Annotated in this window: 17 protein-coding genes; 10 read left to right on the top strand and 7 right to left on the bottom strand. The window is 66.8% G+C overall.

Translation table 11 applies throughout. From position 1 onward, the window contains the following. Positions 1-276: 276 nt before the first annotated feature. Positions 277-615, bottom strand: coding sequence for a helix-turn-helix domain-containing protein (locus tag ACOCMM_RS18765; protein WP_419554649.1), 339 nt, complete (start codon positions 613-615; stop codon positions 277-279). Between the two features lie 274 nt (positions 616-889). Between ACOCMM_RS18765 and ACOCMM_RS18760 the strand changes: the two genes are divergently transcribed. The 3 genes from ACOCMM_RS18760 (at position 890) to ACOCMM_RS18750 (ending at position 2,766) form a co-directional block, all read left to right on the top strand. Beyond that, positions 890-1,525: a hypothetical protein gene (locus tag ACOCMM_RS18760; protein ID WP_419554648.1), complete on the top strand. Its 636-nt coding sequence runs from the start codon at positions 890-892 to the stop codon at positions 1,523-1,525. A gap of 102 nt (positions 1,526-1,627) precedes the next feature. Next, positions 1,628-2,395 carry a TIGR02391 family protein gene (locus ACOCMM_RS18755; RefSeq protein ID WP_419554647.1) on the top strand — a complete coding sequence of 256 codons (768 nt, stop codon included), beginning with the start codon at positions 1,628-1,630 and terminating at the stop codon, positions 2,393-2,395. 116 nt (positions 2,396-2,511) lie between these two features. Further along, positions 2,512-2,766, top strand: coding sequence for a hypothetical protein (locus ACOCMM_RS18750; protein ID WP_419554646.1), 255 nt, complete (start codon positions 2,512-2,514; stop codon positions 2,764-2,766). A 95-nt stretch (positions 2,767-2,861) separates the two neighbouring features. On the opposite strand, the gene ACOCMM_RS18745 is transcribed toward ACOCMM_RS18750, so the two are convergent. Both ACOCMM_RS18745 and ACOCMM_RS18740 read right to left on the bottom strand, forming a co-directional pair. Continuing rightward, a complete protein-coding gene (locus ACOCMM_RS18745; protein ID WP_419554913.1) occupies positions 2,862-3,182 on the bottom strand; it encodes a superinfection immunity protein in 321 nt (106 codons plus the stop codon). 634 nt (positions 3,183-3,816) lie between these two features. Beyond that, positions 3,817-4,989: a hypothetical protein gene (locus tag ACOCMM_RS18740; protein WP_419554645.1), complete on the bottom strand. Its 1,173-nt coding sequence runs from the start codon at positions 4,987-4,989 to the stop codon at positions 3,817-3,819. Position 4,990: 1 nt separating this feature from the next. Here ACOCMM_RS18740 and ACOCMM_RS18735 point away from each other — a divergent pair, with 1 nt between their 5' ends. The 6 genes from ACOCMM_RS18735 (at position 4,991) to ACOCMM_RS18710 (ending at position 20,081) form a co-directional block, all read left to right on the top strand. Further along, positions 4,991-5,119 carry a hypothetical protein gene (locus ACOCMM_RS18735; protein ID WP_419554644.1) on the top strand — a complete coding sequence of 43 codons (129 nt, stop codon included), beginning with the start codon at positions 4,991-4,993 and terminating at the stop codon, positions 5,117-5,119. A 348-nt stretch (positions 5,120-5,467) separates the two neighbouring features. Then, complete coding sequence (gene istA / locus ACOCMM_RS18730) at positions 5,468-6,952, top strand: IS21 family transposase (RefSeq protein ID WP_419554912.1); 1,485 nt, start codon at positions 5,468-5,470, stop codon at positions 6,950-6,952. Further along, complete coding sequence (gene istB / locus ACOCMM_RS18725; protein ID WP_419554643.1) at positions 6,949-7,713, top strand: IS21-like element helper ATPase IstB; 765 nt, start codon at positions 6,949-6,951, stop codon at positions 7,711-7,713. Before istA ends, istB begins: the two co-directional genes overlap by 4 nt. Before the next feature lie 315 nt (positions 7,714-8,028). Next, a complete protein-coding gene (locus tag ACOCMM_RS18720; protein WP_419554642.1) occupies positions 8,029-8,661 on the top strand; it encodes a type IV toxin-antitoxin system AbiEi family antitoxin domain-containing protein in 633 nt (210 codons plus the stop codon). Beyond that, positions 8,654-9,181 carry a nucleotidyl transferase AbiEii/AbiGii toxin family protein gene (locus tag ACOCMM_RS18715; protein WP_419554641.1) on the top strand — a complete coding sequence of 176 codons (528 nt, stop codon included), beginning with the start codon at positions 8,654-8,656 and terminating at the stop codon, positions 9,179-9,181. The genes ACOCMM_RS18720 and ACOCMM_RS18715 overlap by 8 nt, the downstream gene beginning before the upstream one ends. A 220-nt stretch (positions 9,182-9,401) precedes the next feature. Further along, on the top strand, positions 9,402-20,081 hold the full coding sequence (locus tag ACOCMM_RS18710) for a Calx-beta domain-containing protein (RefSeq protein WP_419554640.1): 10,680 nt from the start codon (positions 9,402-9,404) through the stop codon (positions 20,079-20,081). Between the two features lie 27 nt (positions 20,082-20,108). Here the strand turns inward: ACOCMM_RS18710 and ACOCMM_RS18705 are convergent, their stop codons facing one another. Beyond that, on the bottom strand, positions 20,109-20,552 hold the full coding sequence (locus ACOCMM_RS18705; RefSeq protein WP_419554639.1) for a hypothetical protein: 444 nt from the start codon (positions 20,550-20,552) through the stop codon (positions 20,109-20,111). 47 nt (positions 20,553-20,599) lie between these two features. Continuing rightward, a complete protein-coding gene (locus ACOCMM_RS18700) occupies positions 20,600-20,842 on the bottom strand; it encodes an AbrB/MazE/SpoVT family DNA-binding domain-containing protein (protein ID WP_419554638.1) in 243 nt (80 codons plus the stop codon). 279 nt (positions 20,843-21,121) lie between these two features. On the opposite strand from ACOCMM_RS18700, the gene ACOCMM_RS18695 reads away from it, so the two are divergent. Next, on the top strand, positions 21,122-21,988 hold the full coding sequence (locus ACOCMM_RS18695) for an NAD(P)/FAD-dependent oxidoreductase (RefSeq protein WP_419554637.1): 867 nt from the start codon (positions 21,122-21,124) through the stop codon (positions 21,986-21,988). 41 nt (positions 21,989-22,029) lie between these two features. Here ACOCMM_RS18695 and purH read toward each other — a convergent pair whose 3' ends face one another. After that, complete coding sequence (gene purH, locus ACOCMM_RS18690) at positions 22,030-23,586, bottom strand: bifunctional phosphoribosylaminoimidazolecarboxamide formyltransferase/IMP cyclohydrolase (protein WP_419554636.1); 1,557 nt, start codon at positions 23,584-23,586, stop codon at positions 22,030-22,032. Continuing rightward, positions 23,583-24,335, bottom strand: coding sequence for a phosphoribosylglycinamide formyltransferase (purN, locus tag ACOCMM_RS18685; RefSeq protein WP_419554635.1), 753 nt, complete (start codon positions 24,333-24,335; stop codon positions 23,583-23,585). Before purN ends, purH begins: the two co-directional genes overlap by 4 nt. Positions 24,336-24,406: the final 71 nt, after the last annotated feature.

Raw genomic sequence — 24,406 nt, 5'->3', positions numbered from 1 at the left:
TGTCGCCACGGAAACGCTGCCCCTCTAGTTGTGGAGCGAGAGTGGGACGCAGCACGGCAGGCATCTTTGCTCGCCGCCTCGCAGGCAAGACGAATTCGAACGCCTCATGGGGTTCAAAAAGCCAGTGCGACTTGTGGCGTGACGAGCCGTCCAGACACAGCGGACACGTTGATCGTCGTGATTGTCAGCAACGGAGCTTGACCCCCGCTCACGCGGCCGGCCCTTGAGCAAATCGCACAACCGACCAATTGGCGCGCAACCGCCGCTCGCTGCGGTTCACCCGAGCGGCCCGTCCATGTCGGAGAGGTCGACGTCAAGCTCGCCTGCTTCTTCGGCTTGTTGCAGGAATTCTTCGATGAATTGGACTGCCTCCAGCCATGACATCGCGTCGAAGCTCGCTGCCGACGGACCGCGGCAGGCTCGCGAACCGAAGTCACGGTCCGCGAGCGCCGACGCGACCTGCCGATACAGCATCGGATCAGCTTGTCGCCACCGCGCCACAGTGCTCACGCTGACGCCTGCGGCTTGTGCTGCTGCCGTCACAGTGCTGCCAGCGCGCACGCACTCCACCACCCGCTGCTTCTTGAACTGCCTCTCACGCTGTGCCGCTGTCATAGTCCCGAGAATGCCCTCAGACCCCGAACGGCCCCGAAGCAGCGCCGAGGTCGCAGACCGCACGGGAACTCTCGGACACATCGGCCGGCTGCCGCTGAACTGGAGTACACAGCCAGCGGATCTCGGCGAGGCACGGTGGTCTGTCAGAGTCGCATCAGCGAAATAGCCCGATCTCGCCGTCAGGCGCCTCCCCATCGGCTCTCGATGGCATGGCTCCCGCGGGTGCTTGGCGCTATTCGGTTCCTTGCGGTGCGGCTCTCGTTACGTTCCCTCTATGACTGATACAACTCTTGAACTTGGTTCCTGTGTGCAGACTGTCAATGGGTTCTGCGCTGATCTTGTGGAGGACTCCGAGGTGTCATCGTTCACGCTGGAGGACCTGCGCCGACGCATAGACGAACACCGCGAAAGCTGTGATGATCCCGGTCGGGTGCTTGCGGCGTTGTCGGTCGCGTGCGGGTATGAGACGCGATCAGTCCGGCCCGGTGCTCGTTCGGACTTGGCGTTCGGGGAGTGGGTGCCGGGATGGACAGATGTCGAGTCCGACTCCATGCTCGTGTGCCCGCCGCCGCTGGGCCGCGTCGACAACTCGATCCGAGATGCCTGGGCGCAACTCGCCTGCGAAGACGGCCTTCATCCGTTGGTGCGCGCGCGCATCGCGGACCTGCTCAGCACCTTGGGATACCACAGCTCATACGAGTCGGGGCAGATCGCGGTGCAGGGATATCTCGAAGCTATCGCCGACCCCGCGATCCACGAACGAGAGCGCATGGTCGCACTCAAACGAGTCGCACTGCTGTGCTACGAGATCAGAGACCCCAGCCTGCTTCGCATCGTCGAGCAACACCAGTTCACGGGACACACGCAGCAGCACACCCAAAGCAGCGACAAGGCGCCTGCGGCTGCATGACATCACGAGACAGCAAGATCGCTCCGTAAGAGTCCGCAGGTACATTGCGCGCTGCTCGGGCCAGAGACCCGATCAGGGTCGACACGGAGTTTGGAGATCGTGATGGCTGAACTCGACATCGAGGAAGCGCAGCGAACAATCAGCGAGTTCCTTCATCTGTTGGCGCAGAACAAGTTCGTAAATGACGCTGACAGACCCCACGATTGCGATTCTCCGACAACCAGCCCTTGGGAGCACCCGTCGCATTTTCAGCTGCTTCGGTTGCAGCCGCTCATCGAGCAGATCGCCGGAGTCATCGACCCTGACGAACCTCCGGACAGATTCAAGCCGCAGGGCCAGTTCTGGCTGTGGCGCGACGCCAATGAAGCCGTCGAGCGTCTCGCCGGCATTCTCGGCCATGCCGACCGCAGGGAGGCTCTGTTTCCGACGCGAGGCCCTGCGCTCAGAGCCGACGGCCTTCACGACTGGGTCTGGGAAGCAGCGAGCAGTCGCTGGGACGACGGGTACTACCGCGACGCAGTCCACGCGGCCGCTGAAGTCGTGCAGCACAAGGCACGTGCCCGACTTGGCAGACGGGACCTCTCGGGCAAGCGCCTCTACGAGCAGGCGTTCTCGCTCGACGAAGCCAGCGAAGACAGTCCTCGTCTTCGAATCACCTTCGTAGATGCGGAAGACTCCGAGACCTGGCGTTCGGCGCATCTCGGTGCCATGAGTCTCGGCACCGCTGTGACTTCGGGCATTCGCAACCTCTCGGGTCATCATGCGGTCGACTTGAGCGAGCAAGAGGCCCTTGAGCAGCTCGCAGTGGTCAGCGTGCTGGCTCGCTGGGTCGATGCCAGCGAGCGGCTTCCTCAGATAAAGGAGGCTTGAGGCCGGCGATATGGGCTTCGAGACGCCGGGTCACGTCCTTTGAATCTGAGGCGGAACGCGAGGCATAGAAGAAGTCGCTCAAGAAGAAGTATTCACACGCGCAGCGAGAACTCGAAGTGCCCGACTCAAGCGATGTCCGATCGCAACTGGGTACGCCGCGCCGAGCCTTGCTGTCGCTTATCCCGAGCTTCTTCCACGGCTTCTACCCCAACCGCGACGATCCGATCCCCGAGACGACATCGCGGCATGCGACGGTCAATCTGCCGACCGTCGCGCACCTGACGCGAGAAAACGCCCTCTTGGCGATCATGCTGTGCACATCGCTGCTGCGTGAACAGCAAGACTGGATCGAAGAAGTCGCTGACGGCTGAGGCTCCCGCGGTGCAACCACACTGTCCGCATCCCACCTCAACTGGAACCTGTGCGAAAAGCAATGCGGGAAGCGGTGCGGAATAGTTGGCGTCGTTCAGTCTGATTCTGGTGTGTCGTGGTGATCGGGCTGCGTTTTGCGGCTGGTCTGGGGGCGTTCTCGGATGCGATCTTCGGTTTCGGAGACGATGGCTGTTGCTGGTGCTGTTCGCCGGGGACGCGGAGCTACCAGAGGACTCGAGCTGGGGCTGGACCAAGAGCCGCGTTGCTGCCGCCGCTCGTTCGGGTCGGCGCAAGACCAACTGAGCGCAAGCAGCCAACCGACAACTGTCCACCCTCCCAGAACGTTCAATGCAATGATGCGGCCAGTGCGAGGTTGCCTCCGCAACAGCGCCACGACAGACGGCAGGCAATACACCCCGGCCGCCAAGCCCCCACCGTCGATGGTCCACAGCAAGGGTGCCAAGGTCCCACCGTCGAAATTAGCGAGAACCGTTAACACTTCCCCTCCGGCCGTGCGTACTCAACCGACAGCCACAGAGTACCCAGATCGGTACAAGCGCGATCTGCCCCAGCAGAGCCGCCAGACACGTGCCGATTCCAGCCCGCAGAGATGAGATTGGCGACGAACGTCCCGAAATGACCTCCAGAAGCCCTCAAATCAGCCAACAGGAGGCGTGCCGGGCCTCAGTTTCGGCTCCCAAACAAGCCACAAAACGCACAAAACGCCACAAAATGCCGAAAATGCGGGCAAAATGAGGGGCTGAGCGATGCTCAGGTCATCGAAATCGGGTTCACAGACGGCCAAAACGCAAGAATCTGGCCGAACGTGGTCTTTGCGCGCATTCGAGCGGCTGCGCGCACCATAGGAAGCCGTCGCATTGCGATGTCAGCAGCAGTGACTCCGGAACACAGCGGAACGCTGCTCAATTTGCCCGAATCGATCTGATGCGCTCAGGATCATCTCCGCCGCCAGCGTCGAGGGCTGCTAGGCAAAGCACTTGTCAACCGCGACGATTCTGCAATCGCGCTGACATAGCCCTGCTGCAGACTCACGACCCCGGCTCCTGAAGGCGCCAATTGCTAAAGTCATCATCGACAGTCCACTCGCGAGTCTCGTCACATGGAGCGGGTGAGTCAAAGCGGAGGCTGCGACCTTCGACAATTCGAATGCCCGTGTTTGTTGCCTCGATACTGCACACCCACATGTCTGCAGTATCCACGCCATCAGCCAGCGTCAAATCACTTTGCGGCAAGGCCACCTCTTGCCACTGGACTCCGTCCAAGGAATAGAATAGCTTCGGAGGCCACTCTGCCCGCGGTCCGTATCCCCCGGCAACATTGTTCGTAGTCAGCGCATAGCCTTCGTTCAGTGCGAATAGTTCACAGCACTCGCCCGAACTCTCAGGCAAATCAGATCGTACGGGGATGCCACCCCACTCTGAATGCCAGAAAAGGCCGCGGTATTCATCCGGGACGAGATAACCCTTCATAGTGCGAAAACCGTATAGGTACCAGTCGGCTTGGGAAATTCCCAGGTCTTCGAAGGACACGAAACAATTGAGGCCTCGGGCGTTACCTCCGGTATGAACATAGAGATACAGGCCGTCTATATCGTGAGGAGACTCACCCGGCCAGGGCCAATCGCTAACATAGCTGCTGCGTGGGCCTTTTTCGTCAAAGTCGCCGGGAATGAGTTCTCGGATGCTCAGATAGGTGATGCCGCTTGCGGCGAACATCCAGCCTCTCGGGCCGATGATGAGCACTTCGGGAATGACGGCGTAGTGCAAGTGATCCGGAAGAACCTCGGGCGGGTCCAGCGGCAGCAGGTGCCGTTGTGTGCGGCCCTCGGTGTCCGTGATCTCGACGACGAGTGTTTGCGGCTCACGTGCTTCCGGGTGGACTCGCCGGCTCCCGTCCCGGTCGTGAGCGGCCGCACTGGCATAGAAGGGATGGGGAGAGATCGTCGCGACGACCTGGAAGTCCTCATCTGACGCCTCCAAAGCTGAGTAATACGACAAGTCGACACGCCCGAACCCCGCAGCATCATCGGGATCGAACTCCAACTCGTGACAAAGCGGCGGCGGTTCAGCCGGCTGCTCGGACGCAGATTCTGATTCTGCGGCACCGCCATCTTCGGCTTCGTCCGGTTCGTCAGGCTCAGGTTCGACGGCTTCCTCGGCCTCAGCTGCCGTCGTCGCGGGCACCTCAGGCGCTGCGGGCATCGTGGTGCTTGGTTCGGACGCTTCGGTGTCGTCGGGACCCGTGACGCTCACCGCATCAGACGTCGTGGTGTCGATCGCAGTCACGGTCGGCACCGGATCGGTGACAACGGACTCGTCCGCTGCCCCCTGACAGCCAGCCATGAACAGCAAAGATGCAATGCCCACAGCGATCAACGATCTTCGCTGTCGTGACCGCATCAAGAGTTCACCTCGCAATCAAGACTGCCAACCGGAGAGTAATCTCTGCATGTCAGCATCGTCGTGCCAATCGGACCGATACCCGTCTGTCGGCGGTCATGAGATTCTGCCCAGTGGCGGCCATGTAGCTGCCCGTTGGCGGTCAACAGAACTGCCCGGCGGCGGTCAACAGAACTGCCCGCGTTGAAGTCCATCTTCCGTCGGGGTCCACCGCGGCGGGGTGCTCCTCCTACTCGAATTGCCGGTGACCGCGACCGTGGCGATCGAGCAGGAGGAGCGAGTGAAGTCTCGCGAGGAAATCATGAACATGTTGGAAGCGTTCGACCTGACTGGGTCGTTGCGGGATGCCGGCGAGCTGGCCGGTTGTTCCCATCACACCGTCGCCGCGTATGTGGCCAGGCGCGACGAGGGTCGGCTGGGGGGTGCGGGCCCGGTGCGGCGGGAACGGATCATCGATCCGTGGGTGGCGAAGATCGAGGAGTGGGTGGAGCGCTCCTGTGGCAAGATCCGCGCCGATCGTTGCTATGCCAAGTTGAAGGCGTTGGGGTTCGAGGGTTCGGACCGCACGGTGCGCCGAGCGGTGGCGGAGGCCAAGAGGAGCTTCGCGGCGGGTCGGCGGCGGGTGTATCGGCCGTGGATCCCCGAGCCGGGCATGTGGGCGCAGTGGGACTGGGGCGCGGGTCCGGTCATTTCTGGGCGAAGGACGGATCTGTTTTGTGCGTGGCTGGCGTGGTCGAGGTTCCGGGTGGTGATCGCGACCTGGGACCGCACCTTGCCCACAGTGATCGCCTGTGTGGATCGGGCGATGCGAGCCTTTGGCGGCGCGCCGACGTATTGGTTGACCGACAACGAGCGCACGGTCACGATCGATCACGTCGCGGGGGTGCCGGTCAGGCATCCGGAGATGGTCGCGGTCGGAGGCCACTACGGGATCACGGTGGCGACGTGTGTGCGGGCGGACCCCGAGTCCAAGGGCGGGTCAGAGGCGACGGTGCGGGTTGCCAAGGCCGACTTGGTGCCAACCGACGCGAACCTGCGCGGCGACTACGCCAGCTGGTCCGAACTGGTCGAGGCTTGTGAGTTGTTCACCGCTGAGGTGAACGCCCGGGTCCATCGGGTGACCCGCCGGCGGCCGGCCGAGATGCTGGCTGAGGAACGGCATCGGCTGCACGCGCTGCCCGAGGCCCCTTACACGGCGGTGCTGGGCGAAACCCGGAAAGTCTCCTGGAGCTCCACGATCAGCTTCGGCGGTGTGACCTGCTCAGTCCCGCACACGTTGGCCGATGAGACGGTGTGGGTGCGTGTGGACGGCGACCACGTCGTGGTGACGCACTGCGCACCGTCGGGCCCTGTCGAGGTTGCCCGCCACCAGCGTTCGACGCCCGGGCATCCGATGATCGACGACGCCCACTACCCGCCGCGCCCGGCTGGGCCGCTGGGGCGGCGTCCGAAGCCGACGAGCGCGGCCGAGGCCGAGTTCCTCGCCATCGCAGACGGCGCCCGCACCTGGCTCGTTGAAGCAGCCGCCGCGGGAACGAGCCGCATGAAGGTCAAGATGGCCCAAGCCGTCACCCTTGCCCGACTGCACGGCGCCGAGCGGCTCGACTGGGCGCTCGGCCACGCCGCGATGTTCGGCCGCTCCCCAGACGGCGATCTGGCCTCGATCCTGGCCGCTGATGCGCCCGGACAACGCCGACGCGCCGATGACGTGCACTCGCTGCAGCCCGGCACCGCCGCTTGGGGTCGCCTCGGAGGCGACCGATGAACCCAGCACCGATCGATGAGGTCGTCGACCTGCTGCGCACCCTGCGCCTGCCCCACATGCGCGCCGCAGCACCGGAGCTGTTGGCCACCGCCAAAGCTCAGCGATGGGACCCAGCCGAAGCAGTCAAAGCGCTGCTCACCGAAGAACTCGCCGGCCGCCAAGCGTCGTCTGTGCGGGTCCGGCGCAAAGCGGCCGCGTTCCCCACCGGCAAGACCTTCGACGCCTGGGACGAGACAGCGTCATCGATCCCGGCACCGACCCAGCGGGCGCTGCGCACCCTCGAGTGGATCCACCGCCACGAGAACCTCGTCGTGTGCGGACCATCAGGCACCGGCAAGACCCACTTCTGCGAAGCGCTCGGACAAGCCGCAGTCGATGCCGGCCACAAGGTCGCATGGTTCAGTCTCGAGCACCTCGGCGCGCTCGTGCGCCGCCACGGCGCCGACGACACCGCCGCCAAGGCCATCCGCCGGATCATGCGCGCCGACATCATCGTGATAGACGACATCGGCCTGCTCCCGGTCGCCACCGAGACCGCCGAAGCGCTCTACCGCGTCGTTGACGCCGCCTATGAGAAACGCTCCATCGCTTTGTCAAGCAATCTTCACCCCGCCGGATTCGACGAACTCATGCCCAAGACCATCGCAAACGCCACCGTCGACCGGCTCTTGCACCACGCCCACATCGTCCTCACCGCCGGCGACAGCATCCGCCTCACCCAAGCCACCTCCGGCAAGGGGGTGACGCCACTGGCCAACTGAACTACGGGCAGAACACCCGGCCGCCACCGGGCAGTTCTGCTGGCCACTACTGGGCAGGTCCACTGTCCGCCACTGGGCAGATCCCGTTGGCCGTTGACAGTTGGAATCGCCGAGGGTCAGTGGCCCCTGAAGAACGAGCCGTTGAGACAGCGCCGAAACGGCAGATCGGCCGTCATCCCAAGAGTGCTGCAGCTAGCAAGATTCACTTCGGCAATCGAGGTACTGAGAAACTTGCGCATATTGCAAGGTTCTCAGTATGTCACTATGATTTCTGTGTAGAGGATCACGACGGAGTGCAAGAGAGGAGGGTTCGACATGGCTGGGAGCATCATCAGACGACTGGGGGATCTCCCTGCAGCTCAGCATGGCTATTTCACGCGCGCGCAAGCCTCGGCGGCTGGAATACCGGATTTCGATCTGACGAGGTCTGTGGGGCGCGGCCTGATCGAACGCGTGGGGCACGGCGTGTACAGGGTCGCCGGCGCCGGCGCCGACCCCCTCGCGGAACTGCGCATCGAGTCGCTCCGGCTCGACCCGCAGCGCACACCGCGCCAGCGGGCCGCCGACCCCAGGGTCTGGGTTGCCCTTCAGTCAGCTGCGAAAGTCCACGGTTTCGGGGTATTCGCCGGCGGGCCGCACACATTCGTGTCGCGCGGCCGCATCCAGCCTGGACACGGCACGAGGGTCCGCCGCCGATCGCGAGGTCTTGAGCGCAGTGAGTGGGAACTCAAGGATGGATTCGCTGTGACGACAGTGAGCCGGACCACTGCCGACCTCATGAGCGACCATGTCGACGGCGGGCACATCGGCCGGTTCGTCAGCGACGCGCTCAACGCAGGCGCAATCAGCATGGCCCAGCTGTGCGAGCGGCTCAGCGTGGACCCCGACGAGATTCAGTCCATCCTCATGCAGAGCGGGGACCACGCGGGCGCCGGCATCGATGACTGACACCGAAGGCGACGGCGGCGGGCGTTCGGTTCCCTATCGCACACCCGATGCGTTCGACCAAGCGCTCAAGGCGCGATTTGCGAGGGCTACGAGTTCCGACGCGGTGGACATCTCAGAGATTCGCCGCCAATTCGCCTACAGCCGATTCCTCTACCGAGTGTTCGCGTCGGAAGATTCCGGATGGGTGCTCAAAGGCGGCACAGGGCTGCTGGCACGCATACCCAGCCGCGCCCGCCACAGCCTCGACATCGACCTGATGCGCCGCGACGACATGAGCGAATCCATCAAGCTGCTACAGGACCTTGGACACCAGCACGCTGACACAGACTTCTTCACATTCGATGTCCAGCTGCAACGAGAACCGGCGCTCGGCACTCCCAACGCGGCGCTGACGGCGACGGCATATCTCGGAGAACGCGAGTTCGAAAGGTTCAAGATCGATCTCGTTGTCGAATCGAACATGACGGCAGAACCTGAATATGTGACTTCTCCCGGCCCTAAAGGGCCGGGCTTCTACTAAGCGGGTTGGTGCTGTTTGAAGTTGAGCCTTCGTCTTTTTGGGGATTTGCTCATGAAATAGTGCGAGTGTCACATAGAATGCCCCGGCGACGAGGGGGGTATCTGCATGACGCTCGACAGACCGGTCCATCCAGCTGAGACGGGGGACGCAACGATGGTTCCGGCCATCGCTTCTGCGTTCGCGCTGACCCCCCCCCCCCCCGCGACTTTGGGGGTAGGTCATGACCGCCTCCCGGCGTCTTGTGACGCTCCCGCTGCTGGCCTTGGCGCTGGTCGCCGTGCTCCTCGTGCCGGTGCCGCCGCCGGCGGAAGCGCAGACGATGAGCATCCTGGCGACCACCCTGGTCAAGAACACGGGGCAGTCCGCCGGCGTCCCTCGTGATCTGAGTAGTACCCAGCCCAGGCTGGCCCAGCAGTTCACCGCCGGCACCAGCGAAGCGGGCTACACGCTGAGTTCCATCGGCATCGATTTCAACACCATCACCCAGACCAGCTTCGTCGGCGGCCAGCTGACCGTCACGCTGAACGCGAACAGCAGTGGCAGTCCCGGCGCCGCTCTGTGCACGCTGAGCGACCCGGACACCTTCTCCGGCTCGGGCGTACATACCTTCGTTGTGCCGGCGACGTGCCCCACCCTTGCGGCGGGTACGGCCTACTTCGTTGTCGTCGAACGGTCGGGCTTCTTTGGCGCCGTCACATTCAACTCAACCAGCGCGAACAACGAAGACGCTGGCGGCGCGACGGGCTGGTCAATTGGGAATGACTCCCATCAATATGGCAGCGGTTCGTGGGGATCCTTCGTGCAGTCGCTCAGGATCGAGATCAAGGGCTCCGTGTTCGTGCCGCCCCCGCCGGTGCGGGTGACGGGCTTCGGCCTGGACAGCGGCAACATTGCTCCTACCGGCATGTGGGGCAACGAAGACACCTTCTGGGTGGTCAACAACGGCGCCGCCCTCGGCAACAAGGTCTACGCCTATGACCGCGCCGACGGATCCCGCGACAGCGCCAACGATTTCGACGGCCTGAGCGGCGCCAGCAACTCGACTCCCACCGGCATCTGCTCTGACGGCACGACCATGTTCGTGGCGGACAGCGACGACGGCAAGCTCTACGCCTACAAGATGTCCGACACCACCCGCGACTCGACCAAGGACATCACCCTCAACTCGGCCAACGGCCAGCCCAGGGGCGTGTGGTGCGACGAGACGACCGTATACGTGGCCAACGATGGCGCCACCAGCGCCAACAAGATCTTCGCCTACAAGATTGCCGACGGCACCCACGACACCGCCAAGGACTTCGAGCAGCTGTACGTCTCGACCGACACCGCCGCCCAGAACGCCGAGGCGCCGTGGGGCATCTGGTCGGACGGCACCACCATGTTCGTGGCGGACAGCGATGACGACAATGTCTTTGCCTACAAGCACTCCGACGAGTCCCAGGACTCGGCCAAGAACCTCGCCCTGACCAGCGGCAACGACGATCCCGTGGGCATGTGGTTCGACGGCCGGGTGCTGTGGGTGGTCGACGAAACCGACGACAAGATCTACGCCTACGACCTGCCCGGCGCACAGCCGGACAACACCCCCGCCACCGGCGCCCCGCAGATCACCAGCGCGTTCGCCCAGGAGGTCTTCACGGCAACGGTTACGCCTGCGGAAGTGATCGTCGGTTCGTCATTCGAGGCAAGTGGATACGCCACGGCGGCAGCGACTGCGCACTCTCTCGGTTTCGGGTCCATCTCTGAGTCGCTGTTCACTGTGGATGGGGTCGCGTACACCGTTCTCGCCGTATTCGACGATGAACGCCACGTCAACTCCGGTGATCTGGTCATTGTGCTGGACAGGGAACTGCCACGCGGGTTCACGTTCAAAGTGAACAGTGTGTCTTACTCCTCGGCCGACGCCGCTGAGAGCGAGCCGGGCGCAGGCCTCTATCAGTACCAGTGGGCCGCCAGCCTCCACTGGCCCGGCAACGTGACGATGGCTCTGAACGTCGAGACGCCGAAGGAGGGCGTGGAGGTGTCCGCCGACGTGTCGGGCATCACCGACTCCAGCGACGGTGTCGCGAGCGCTGCCTACGACTACCAGTGGATCCGGGTGGACGGTGCCGACGAGGCCGACATCGACGGCGAGACCGGCGCCGCGTACACGCCCACCGCCGACGACGTGGGCAAGCACCTCAAGGTGCGGGTGGTCTTCGACGACGACGCGGGCAACCGGGAATACCCCCGCACCAGCCCCCGGCTCGGCCCCGTCGCCGGCCCGCCGCCGGAGATCACATCGGTTGCCATCACCTCGACCCCGGCCACCGCCGGCACCTACATCATCGGCGAGGCCATCGTCGTCACGGTGACGTTCGACAAGGTGATCTCGCTTGGGACAGGAACGGACAACCCCTACAGCGAGATCAGGATTGGGACACGGACAGTGGGCATCGATTGCACCATCGGCATCACTGACAATAAGACGCTGACTTGCACCGCGTCCGTCTCACCAAGCGCGCAGGACACCGACGGAATCAGCATCGAAGCCAACGCGCTCAAGCTCGGCGCAGATGTCAAACCGATCCTGGGTCCGCTCGGGCAACTCGCAGTCCTGACCCACGGTGGTCTCGCGGACGACTCGGACCACAAGGTCGACGGCGTGCGGCCTGAGTTGACGGGGGCTCGGCCGTCGGCGGACAAGTCGAAGATCATCCTCACCTTCAGCGAGGTCATCGGCACCGCAGACCGCACGAAAATCACCTTCGACTCGAGCGGGACGACCCTGACCACGACGGGGACCACGGCGATCGACATTGTCACCCAACAGACCGTCACGATCACCCTGGACACGGCGCTCACCGCCTCGGACACCGACGTGACCGTCGCGCTGGCCGCCGGCGCGGTCACCGACGCGGCCGGCAACGGCAACGCCGTGCTGGCGGCCACCGCGCTGGTGGACGACACCCCGCCCGCTTTGTCGTCGACGTCCACCCCGTCGAACACCGAGGTGCTGCTGACCTACGACGAGCCCCTGGACCCGGATTCGGTTCCGGCGGCGTCGGCATTCACCGTGGTGGTGGGGGCCGAAGTGATTTGGTCGGCGACGCTCACGGTCAAAGACATCGGCGCCAACGACTTCGGATGCGACACCCAGGAGGCCAATCAGGGATGCGAGCCGAGCGACCTTCTGACCGACCATACGTTCTCCTATGACTCGGTGGACTACACCATCGAACAGCTGTACATCTCTGGCGGGCAGCTGATACTCGCAGCCGACAAGAGCATCCCCGCGGCGGCGCGGGCCGACCTGACGCTCGATGTGGGCGGCCGCTCGTTCGCGTTCGCGGACGCAGCCCACTCGTCGGGCAGACTCACCTGGACCGGCACCGGCCTGGCCTGGAGCGAGGACGACCAGATCGCCCTGGGCATCGTCGGCGGGGGGACTGCCCGGGCCGTCTCGGCGGCGTCGGCCAGCGGCACGTCGGGCATCGTGCTCACGGTGAGCCCGGCGTTCCGCCCCGGCGACACGCTGACGGTCGACTACACCGTGCCGGGGACGAGTCCCATCCGCGACATCGCCGAAAACGAGGCCGCGGCCCTGGACATCCTGTTCGTCGACAACACCCTCGCGCCCACCGCTCCGGAGGCTGTGACGGGGATGTCGTCCGCGAACACTTCGACGTTCGGCGAGGTGGGTCTCCAGTGGGACGGCGGCACCTGGGCCAACGGCAGCGCCATAACCGGCCACGAGGTGCGCTACCGGACGCCGCCCATATGGTCGGCAACGCTCACGGTCGGCGACCTGGGCTCCAACTTTTTGGGATGCGACACCGCGGAAGCCAATAAAGGATGCCTGCCGGCCCAGCTTCTGAGCGACGCTGCTTTCTCCTATGACTCGGTGAACTACCTGATCGATTCGATAGACCTCATCGGCGGGCAGCTGAGACTGCATACCAACAAACTCAGCATCCCCGCGGCGGCGCTCGCCGACCTGACGCTCGACGTGGGCGCCTCCTCGTTCGCGTTCGCGGACGCAGCCCACTCGTCGGGCATACTCACCTGGACCGGCACCGGCCTGAGCTGGAGCGAGGACGATACGGTCTCGCTGGGGATCAGCGTTCTCTCCGGGTGGACCGCGGTCGCGGACAGCGCGCCGGGTGGGGCCAACGCGACCAGCCACACGCTGGAGGGCCTGGACCTGGGCGCGCAGTACACGTTCGAGGTCCGCGCCGTGAACGACGTCGGCGGGGGCGGTGAGGCCAGTGACACGCTGATGCTGCTCGCGCCGGAGTGGAGCTTCACGTTGCGCGACTCTGGTGGCAGCGACGTGACCGGGCTGACCGAGGGCGGCGCTTCGGCGACCGCGACGGTGACCATCACCAACGCCGGCGAGGCCACGTTCGGCGCCGACCAGGAGATCGCCTTGGAGTGGGGCGGCATCCCGCTGACCAGCCGGATCCGGGGCGCAGGCAACACCTCGGCCATCACCATCGCGGCCGGAGCGTCGAGCGGCAGCCTCGTCGTCAGCGCGCCCGACAACGACATGAACCCGGTCTATATCCCCGAGACCCACGACCTCACCGCCAAGTGGGCGGACGCCGTCATCGCGACCATCGAGCAGTTCCGCCGCATCGAGGACGAGAGCCCGCCCGTGGCGCGCATCGCCGACGCCCCGGAGTCGGTGAACGAGGGCGACACGTTCGACATCGACATCGAGCTGTCCGTGCGCTACCCGGCGCCCGGAGCGCTCAAGTTCACCATCACCGACAGCGACAGCGCCCTCAGCGGGACGCTGCCCGACAGCACATTGCTGGTCTCGGGCCTCTTGGACGCCACCGTCACGCTGACCGCGGCCGAGAACACCACCCAGAACGACGGCGCCCGCGAGGTGACCTTCGCCCTCGAGACGAGCACCGACATCCCCTACACCCTCGGCGCCCCCCACACGGTGACGGTCATCGTGCGCGACGACGACACGGCGCCGCTGGCGGTGGGGAACCTGCGGGCGCAGGCGGGCAACACCGAGGCGACCCTGAGGTGGAGTGCGCCGGCGGCGCCCGCGCCGGACCACGGCCAGCCCGTACTGCATTACGAGTACCGGGTGAAGGAGGGGACAAACGCCTTCGGCGCCTGGACGATGGTCCCGGGCAGCGACGGCGCCACGACGAGCCACAAGTTCACGGGCCTGACCAACGGCACGGTCTACGCCTACGAGGTGCGGGCCGAGAACGTCGCCGGCGACGGGGCCGAGACGTCGGTGACGGTGACGCCGCGGGTCGGCGTTGCGGTCTCGTTCGCCTCGGCGACGGCATCGGTCACCGAGGGCGGCGCGTATTCGGTGGTGGTGCTGCTGGACGAGGCGCCGTCGACGGGGGTGACGGTGGTGGTGCCGATCACCGCGACACGCGGCGCCGGGCTCGGCACGACCGAGTATTCGGGCGTGCCGGCGAGCGTGACGTTCAACGCGGGCGACACCTCCGAGGTCTTCGCGGTCACGATGTTGCAGGACATGTTGGACGAGGACGACGAGGTGCTCACGCTGGGGTTGGGGGCGCTGCCGTCGGGTTACGTGCCGGGGACCAACGACGAGATCGCCATCACGGTGGCAGACGACGACACAGCGCTGTTGGGGTTCACCGTTCGCGATTCGGGGGGCAACGACGTCACCGAACTGGTGGAGGGCGGCGCTTCGGCGACGGCGACGGTGTGGATCACCAACAGCGTGCGGTTCGAGACCGACCAGACGGTAACTCTGGAGTGGGGCGGCCAGGAGATCACCAGCGGGCCCGTCATCCAAGGCGCCGCCGGGAGCGCGACCGTCACCATCGCCGCCGGGCAATCGAGCGGCACGCTCGCCGTCAGCGCCCCGCAGCGCCCGGGCGACCTGTACCACCCGCCGGTGACCGAGACACTGACCGCCGCGCACGGCGGGTCCCGGATCGGCGGCGGCATCGACCTCAGATACGTCGACGACGAGGACCCGCCGGTGTTCACCATCAGCCTGGAGGACTCTTCGGGACGGAGCGGAACCAGAGTCGTCGAGGGCGGCACAGTGCGCCTGGTCGGAACGCTCTCGCGGGGATACGACCTGGGCAACGTCTTTCTGCACGCCTTCGCCATGGGGGCGACGACCAGGATCCCCGCGCTCGGGGCCGTCCCCATCGACGGGCAGCCGAACGCTGTCTTCGCATTTTCATCAACAGAATCCGGCTACGGTCTGACGCCTACCGGCAACTCGGCGGCGGGGGACCACGCCACGGTCACCTTCGCGATCCCGTCGAACCCGGACTACTACACCATCGGCACTGCGTCGACGGCGACGCTTTTGATCCTCGACGACGACGCCGCGCCGGGCGCTCCCCGCAACATCGCCGCGAGGCCGGGGGACACCGAGGCGACGCTGGGCTGGGACCACCCGGCGACCTACGACCAGATCTGGGCCGGCGACTACCAGTACCGCCGGCGCGCCGGGACCGGCCCTTGGACGAGCTGGGCCGCGATCGGCGGCAGCGACGGCGAGACTGTCGGCCACACGTTCACGGGCCTCACCAATGAGGTCGAGCACGCCTTCGAGATCAGGGCGCGCAACGCCAACCACAACGGTGCTGTTGCCCAGGTGCAGGTCACGCCGCGCGAAGGGATAGCGGTGTCGTTCGGCGCGGCGTCGGCGTCGGTCACCGAAGGCGGCTCGGCGACGGTGACCCTGACGCTGGCCGTGACGCCCGCAGCGGGCACGACGGTCACCGCGCCGATCACGGCCACGCCCGGCACGGGGCTCGACGCGACCGAGTACTCCGGCGTGCCGGCGAGCGTCACGTTCAACGCGGGCGATACCTCGAAGACCTTCACGGTGACGACGGTGGACAACACCGACGACGAGCCGCACCGCACCTTGACGCTGGGCCTGGGGACGCTGCCCGACGGCTACGTGGCGGGGACGCACCACGAGTTCGTGCTGACGCTGCTCGACGACGATGTGCCGGTGGTGTCGGCGACGTTCGACCCGGCGTCGGCCTCGGTGCCCGAGGGCGCCCAGGTGAGCGTCACGGTGCGCCTGAGCCAGGCGCCCGAGCGCGAGGTGGCGCTGACGCTGTCGGCGGCGCGGGGCGCGAACCTGGACGCGGACGAGTTCTCGGGCGTGCCCGCCGGCGTGATTTTCGCGGCCGACGCCACCGAGGCGGCCTTCACGGTGACGTTCGGCGACGACGCCGCGGTGGAGGGCAACGAGACCCTGACGCTCGGCTTCGTGACGCCGCTGCCGGGGCGGGTGACGACGGGAGCGAACCCGCGGCTCGTGGTGACGGTGACCGACGACGACGGCCCGCCGGCGGCGCCCGATGTGTCGGTGGGCACGTCGGGGGACGGGTTCGTGGTGCTGTCGTGGGCGCCGGTTGTCAACGACAGCCCGGTGCTGCGTTATGAGGTGCGCTGGCGGCGCACCGACGGCGCGACGTTCAACGCCTGGGAGTCGGTGGGGCTGGTGACGGGCTACCGGGTGGAGGGGCTGACCAACGGCGTGGCTTATGTGTTTGAGGTGCAGGCGGTGAACGCCCACGGGTCTGCGAACGCGGCGCAGGTGCAGGCGATGGCGACCGAGCGGCTGACGGGGACCCCGAAGGGGATTCAGGGCCTGTGGGTGCGGGCGACTGACAGCGGTCGTGCGGAGCTGAGCTGGGGCCGGCCCTCCAATGCCACCGACAGGGTCACCGCGAACAGCGCGACGGCGACGTTCTCGCAGATCCAGGGCTACCGGATCGAGGTGTGCCGCACGACGTGCGTCGGCGATGAGGCCCACTGGTATGCGCTGGTGGCGAACACGGGCCGCTTCGAGCACCGCTACACCCATCAGGTGCTGGCGCCGGGCGTGATCCGGGAGAACCATTACCGGGTGCGGGCGATCAACATCAACGGCGTGGCGGGGCCGTGGTCGAACACAGCGACGCTGGACGACACGGTGGTGGAGGGCGTCTATTTGCAGACGCCGGACGACTCGACGCTGTGGGTGCGCTTCGGGGTGCGCAACCCCGACGGCAACCCGCTGTATGTGCGCTACACCGACACCGCCACCGGCGCGGTGGGCTACGCCGAGCCGTACCCGCTGTTGAGGAAGGAGGCGTGGCAGGCCGTGAAGCTGGTGCTGGGCGGTCTGGACGCGGACAGCTGGTACCGGGTGGATCTGGACTTCTCGCCGGACTTCGACTCTCCGCGCCGCCAGAGGTACTGGCACGCCACGGCCCGTGAGGGGGAGACGCCGCTGACGAGCCCTTATGCGCGTGACTTGGTGGAGGCGCAGGTGCTCAACGACGGCGCCTGGCACGACGCGTCGACCACCGCGCTGCGGATCCGGATGGGCGAACAGGGCAAGTACCGGGTGCGCCTCAAGCCGTGCACCAGGAAATACAACGTGAACCCCCAGCGCGTCTCGTCGCCGGCGGGCCGGCTCGCGACGAGCCCGATCGACACCGCCCCGACGCTGTTCACGAACCTGTGGTGCGAGGTGGAGGGCATCGGCTTCCGCACCGATGAGAACGGCAACGAGCTCACCATGAGCGATGTCTACGACATGACGAACTTCCCGGACCGGGCCAACGACCGCATCCCGATCTTCGGGGGCACCCCGAACGACTGGCACGAGGTGACCGTTACCGCGGCCGCCCTGGAGGACTACCCCTATGACCGGCGCTACGACGCGTTGTTGAGCGCGCCGTTCGAGGTGAAGTACAACCACCGGGTCTCCTACGCCCGCGACGACACCCGCTCGGGCCTGGTGTCGGGCGGCACCGGTTGGGTGCGGATCCTGGTGGACCGCCCCGCCGATGCGGTGATGGCGGTGCCGACCGGTGTGGAGATCGGCTCGGACCGGGTGATGAGCTGGGACGCGGTGCCCGGCGCGTGGGGCTATCTGGTGGTGTGGCGCCACGGATTGCATTACAGCAACCGGGCGAACCAGGGCCGCAACCTGCAGGCGGGCACGAGCATCACGCTGCCGCCGGGCCCCTCGGGCCGGGGCCCGGTCACTGCCCGGGTGCGCGCCTACAGCAACGCAGCGGTGAGCGGATGGTCGTCTGAGCACACCTGGGACTCCCGGGCGCCGACGCTGAGGGTGTTCGACGCGGCGGCGAACGAGGCCGACGGCTCGGCCGGGTTCCTGGTGACGCTGGACCCGGCTGCATCGGGGACGGTGACGGTGGACTACACCACCGCCGACGCCACCGCGGTGGCGTCGGCGGACTACACGGCCACGAGCGGGACGCTGACGTTCGCGCCGGGCCAGACGCGCAAGACGGTGTGGGTGCCGATCACCGACGACGGCGAGGAGGACACCGGCGAGACGTTCGGTCTGGTGCTGAGCAATCCGGCGGGGCGCGATGCGAACAACGGGGCGGCCGTGATCGGAGACGGCTCGGCGGTGGCGACGATCCTGAACAGCGAGCGCGAGGCGGCGTGGCTGACGGGGTTCACGCTGGTGGACGCGGGCACGAACGCGGACCTGATGGCGCTGGCGGACGGCTCGACGGTGCAGCTCGGCGAGCTGGCGGCGGCGAGCTACGGGATCCGGACCGACATCAGCCCGGGCCTGGTGCCGGGGAGCGTGCGGTTCGCGCTCTCGGGCGCCAAGACGGCGACGAGCAGCGACGACGCGGCGCCGTACTCGCTCTACGGCGACGGAGCCGGCAGGGTCAACGGGCAGGCGCTGCCGGCGGGCGCCTACACGCTGCGGGCGACGGCGTACGCGGATCCCGGGGGCCAGGGCGATGTGCGGGGCTCGCTGGAGGTGTCGTTCACGGTGACCGCGGGCGCCACGACGGCTGCGACGCCCGGCGCATCGGACACCGGCACCGGGAACACGGCGAGCGGGTCGACCCCAGTCGGTGCGGACGACGACGGCGATGCTGCCGGCGGCGGCTCTGACGGCGGCGGTGGTGGCGGCGGCGGCGGTGATTTCGATGTCGGTGTTGCGACGTTTGTGGTGGCGAACGGGTGGAGTGCTGCCGATGTGGGCGTGGCGTCGGTGCTGGCGGCTCGTACCGACGGCGCGGTGGTGGTCTATACCGCGAGCGGCGAGCTGTCCTCGGAGACCAGGGCGCTGTTGAGAGAAGCACTGCCCGCTGAGGTGGTGATCGTGGGCGGCACTTCTGCGGTGTCGCGTGATGTGCGGACCCAGATCCGTGCTGCGTCGCCCGATTCGGGCATCTCGCGGGAGTCGGGGGTGGATCGCGCTGACACCGCGGCGGCGACGGCGCGACGCATTCTGGGTGCGCCCGCTGCGGCGGGTCGGGTCACGCTGATTGTGGCCAACGGCTGGTCGCCGCCTGACATCGGTGCCGCGGCGGCGCTGGCTGCGCGCAGCGGCCGCGCCGCGGTGCTGTACACCGAGGCCGCCACGCTGTCTGAGGCGTCCGCGGCGCTGCTGCGCGACTACGACGTAGCGCGGGTGATCCTGGTGGGGGGCACCGCCGCGATCGGCCCTGACGCGGCCGACGCGGTCGCCGACGCGGCAGACGGAGCCAACATTTCGCGGCTCACCGGCGATGACCGCATCGACACTGCCGCACAAGCAGCACGCCGCGTGCTGGGCAACCCCGCTGCGGCGCCCGCCGACGTCACCTTGGTGATCGCGAACGGCTGGTCCGCGCCCGACGTGGGCGTCGCCGCCGCACTGGCCGCGGCGACCGACAACGCCGCGGTCGCCTACACCGCGCAGGGCATGCTGCCCGAGGCGACAGCATCGCTGATACGCGACTACCGGCCGACCCGGGTGATCATCGTGGGCGGGCGCACAGCAGTCGCCGAAGACGTGCGCACCACCGTCACCCAAACAGCGCCCGACAGCGCCGACATCCGACGCATCACCGGCCAAACCCGCACCGACACCGCCGCACGAGCAGCCCGACGCACCCTCGCTAACCTCTGACTCCGACTCAGCAGCGAAGGCACCTGCTCAGATCTGCAGGCTGCGAATCGGTATTGCGTGGGTGTGAGCCGCGTCGATGAGCGGTTCGTTCTCGTTGGCCTGCGCGTAGCAGATCTCCGCATCCAGAAAGCGAGCGGCAGCCAGTGCTTCGAGCGAGAGCAGGTTGAGGCGGGCCCCGTCTCGTACGAGTTCGCCCATCGGCCAGCCGATCGCGCGAAGCGGCACCAGCTCGATTGATGCCGGCAGCTCGATGACCGCGGCAATGACCTCGGCTGCGACTTCGGGCGACACACCTCCGAGCCGGCGCGACATCGACCCCACGACTGCTTGATCGGAGAGTGCACGGCAGAGACGGTGGTACCACAGCCCCGTCGTGGCGACGCCGCCGCCTCGGGGCCGCAACTCGCGTGGCTCCTCGCCGAGCAGCATCCTCAACAGGATGTGGTCATCCACGAGGACGCCATTGCTCATGGAAGCTGCGGGCTCATGGAAGCTGCGGGCTCATCGTAGAGGTGGGCTCATGCGAGATCCGGCTCGCTGGCAGCGACGCGGCGCGCGAGCGACTGGTAGCCACCGGCCTCCTCGAGAGCCTCGCCGAGCATTGACCGCAGTCCGCCTCTGCCGGCCGGCACTACCACCACCGCAGCGCCGAGATCGGCGATCTCGACTGCTCCTCCCGCAGCGATTCCCCACCGGCGGCGTGTTTCAGCCGGTAGTGCCATCTGACCTCGTTCCGAAACCCGATAGTGCGCAACAGCCACGATGCCAGTTTACAAGGGAAACATGTATATTTACAAAGCTGCATGGCAAAGCTGCTGAGCGCAGTGCGCCAGCTACATGTGCCGGTACCGAGAACTTCATTTGGCGAGTGTGACGCGCCCGACCTCCGCGATCGCAATGGTTTTTTCGCGCGCGCGTTTCGTTCGCCGGTGGCTACGGGGTCGTGGTGGAGTCATCGGGTGCTTCTGGCCGCCAGCGTTGAGGGGTGCAAACTGAGGAACGGCTGGTCCAGGTGCGTCGTCAACGGAGGGAATCGATCTATGGCCGACGCGTACGACGTCGTTGTCATCGGTGGAGGCATCGCCGGAATCTCTGCCGCGTTCGCCGTGGCGCAGCGCGGCCAGCAAGTCGCCGTGGTGGAGCGTGAGTCGACGTTGACAGCCCACAGCACTGGCCGATCAGCGGCGCAGTTTCTGGCCTCGTACGGTGAGGCGACAAACCGTCGGTTGAGCGCTGCGTCACGTGAATTCCTGGATTCGGACGCTGACGGGCTCGCTGACAGTGCCGTGCTGATCCCGCGCAATGTGCTGTGGGTGGCGCCGGCTGGGCTCGAAGACCGCTTGGTGGAGCGGGTCGAGGCCAATCAGGTCACCGAGACCGAGTGCGAGTTGATCGATGCGGCTCGCACGATCGAGATATGCCCAGCACTCGACCCGGATTGGCTGGCCGGGGGAGTGATCGAATACGGCGGATTCGACATCGACGTCGCTGGACTGCACCAGGCGTACGTGCGAGGGGCCCGGGAACGTGGCGTGACGATCCTTCGCGACCGCAATGTGCGCAACCTGATCAACAAACGCAGTGGCTGGCACGTCGACACGGCAGAGGGCTCGCTGAGCTGCGATGTCGTGGTGAATGCTGCGGGGGCGTGGGCAGATGAGGTCGCCAAACTTGCCGGGGCAGAAACCGTGGGCATGCGACCGCTACGCCGCACGGTCTTCACCTTCTCGACTGGTTTCGACCCCCGGGCCGATGACTTCGTCTGGTGCGCGGGCCAAGGCGGAACGGGCATCCAAACCGCGCCGGCGATTGGGAGGTTGGTGGCGGCGCTGATCTCAGACGAGGTACTCCCCGAAGAGCTCGCAAGTTTGACCCCAGCAGTGAGTCCCGAACGGTTCATGCACTGACTCGCGCTAGTGCCGCCTGAGCCTGGCGCTGCCGCCGCTTGTCAGTGCCGGAACTGCCTCTCCCCGGTGAAGAGCATGGCGAGGCCGAGTTGGTTGGCTCGGGCGATGACGTCGTCATCTCGCAGGGCGCCGCCTGGCTGCACCACCACAGCCACGCCGGCTTCGGCGGCGGCCTCGACGCCGTCACCGAACGGGTAGAAGGCGTCGCTGGCGCAGGCGCCGCCCGCGGCACGGCCGTCGGCCTTGGAGGCGGCGAGCTGGCCTGACTCCACCCGGTTCTGCTGGCCGGCACCGATGCCCCACGCCGTGCGGTCACGCGCCAGCACGACGGCGTTCGACGTGACATGCCCGCACACCCGCCAAGCGAATCGGGCATCGGCCAGCTCCTGCTCGGTCGGCCGGCGTTGGGTCACCACTTGCCAGTCCTCGGGCGCTGAGGCGAAGGTATGCGGCGACTGCGCCAGCCAGCCGCCGTTGATCTGCCGCAGCGAGATGCCCACCGACTCAGGCCGGGGCGCTTCCAGCACGCGGGTGTTGCGCCGTTTCGCCTCGATGCGCTCAACAACCCCGTCCTCGTACCCGGGCGCGATCACCAAGTCGGCCTGTGCTGCGGCTTCCAGGCGTTCGACCGTGTCCAGGTCGACCACCCGGTTGAACGCCACGATGCCGCCGAACGCCGAACGGGCATCGCAGTCATACGCCCGTTGGTAGACGTCTGCGAGGTCGTCGCCGACGGCCGCTCCGCACGGGTTGGCGTGCTTCACAATGACCACAGCCGAGCAGTCCTCGGCATCGCCCAGGTCGTGCACGATCCGCCAGGCCGCATCGGCGTCGAAGAAATTCAGGTAGCTCAGCGCCAGCCCTTGGTGCTGGAAGGCGTGGTCCCACCACGTCAGCTCGCCGACCGGGCGATACCGGGCCCCGAGGTGGTGCGGGTTCTCGCCGTAGCGGCACTCGTCGACCCGCTCCAGCGCCAGATGCACGGTGGGCGGCAGGGGAGCGCCCCCCGGATCGGAGGTCCCGGATTCCGCATCGTCGACCGGCTCGTCCAGCCAGCTGACAATGGCCGCGTCGTACGCAGCCGTATGTGCAAAGGCGGCCCGCGCCAGCCGACGCCGGGTCGCGGTGCTCAACGCACCCTGCTCAGCCAGCTCGGCCAGCACCGGCTCGTAATCGGCCGGGTCAACCACCACACCGACACCACCGGCGTCGTCGCCGTGGTTCTTGGCGGCAGCCCGCACCATCGCCGGTCCGCCGATGTCGATCAGCTCCGGACCCGGATCGGACCGGAACGGGTACAGGTTGCACACCACCAGGTCGATGGCCGCAATGCCGTGCTCATCCAATGACGCCAGATGGGCAGGCTTCGACCGGTCCGCCAGGATCCCGCCGTGGATCCGCGGGTGCAGCGTCTTCACCCGACCGTCGAGCATCTCGGGGCTGCCGGTCACGTCTTCGGTCGCCAGCACCGGCACGCCTGCATCGGCCAGTGCCCCAGCGGTCCCGCCGCTCGACACAATCTCCCATCCAAGCCCCGACAGCCGAGTTGCGAATTCCACCACGCCGGTCTTGTCCCACACCGAGATCAACGCCCTCATCGGGTCAGTCCCTCCTGAATCCGTTCCTGCCCGCCAGCCTGCCCGCCAGTCGAACCACCGACTGGTACGGCGACCTCATCGGTCTCGCAGCGCTCCAAGAACGCCGCAATCGTCGCCGGGTACAGCTCGCGCTCCACGGTCTTGATCCGCTCGTGCAGCGTCGCCTCATCGTCGCCCGCCAGCACTGGCACTACACGCTGGGCCAGCACCGGGCCCGCATCCACTTCGGGAATCGCGACATGCACGGTGCAGCCCGATTCGGCGGCACCCGCAGCCAACGCGTCACGTACCGCGTGCCAGCCCGGATGCGCTGGCAGCAGCGACGGGTGCGTGTTCAGCACCTGCCCCCGGTAGCGCCCGCCGCCCCACTCGAAGAACGATCCATCCAGCACAGTGCCGAAGCCGGCCATCGCCACCACGTCCACGTCTCGCCCGGCCAACACCGCTGCCAGCTCGCAGCTGTAGCCGTTGCGGTCGAACTGCCGCCGGCCCGATCCACCGGACTCGCCGCCCGCACCAGCCCCGTCGGACGGCCCAGCCCCGCCGGACCGCCCAGCCCCGCCGGACCGCCCAGCCACATCCACCATCCAATCCTCACGCACCACCAGCACCGTCTCGATCCCGGCATCGGCCGCAATCCCCAGCCCCCTGCACGGTCGATCGGCCGCCACCAAGCCCACCGGCAGCCCGCGTCCCAGCATCGCTTCGAGGATGGAACCGGTTCCCGAAACCAATACCGCCAGCCGCACCCCGATGAACCTACGCGCCTCGTCCGCCAACAGCGCGGTCCGCTCGCTGCGCTTCCCGCGCGTCCCGCTCG

Origin of the sequence: Candidatus Poriferisodalis sp., from assembly GCF_965198245.1 — a bacterium.
Taxonomy (GTDB): domain Bacteria; phylum Actinomycetota; class Acidimicrobiia; order Acidimicrobiales; family Poriferisodalaceae; genus Poriferisodalis.
This window is presented reverse-complemented; position numbering and strand designations above follow the sequence as displayed.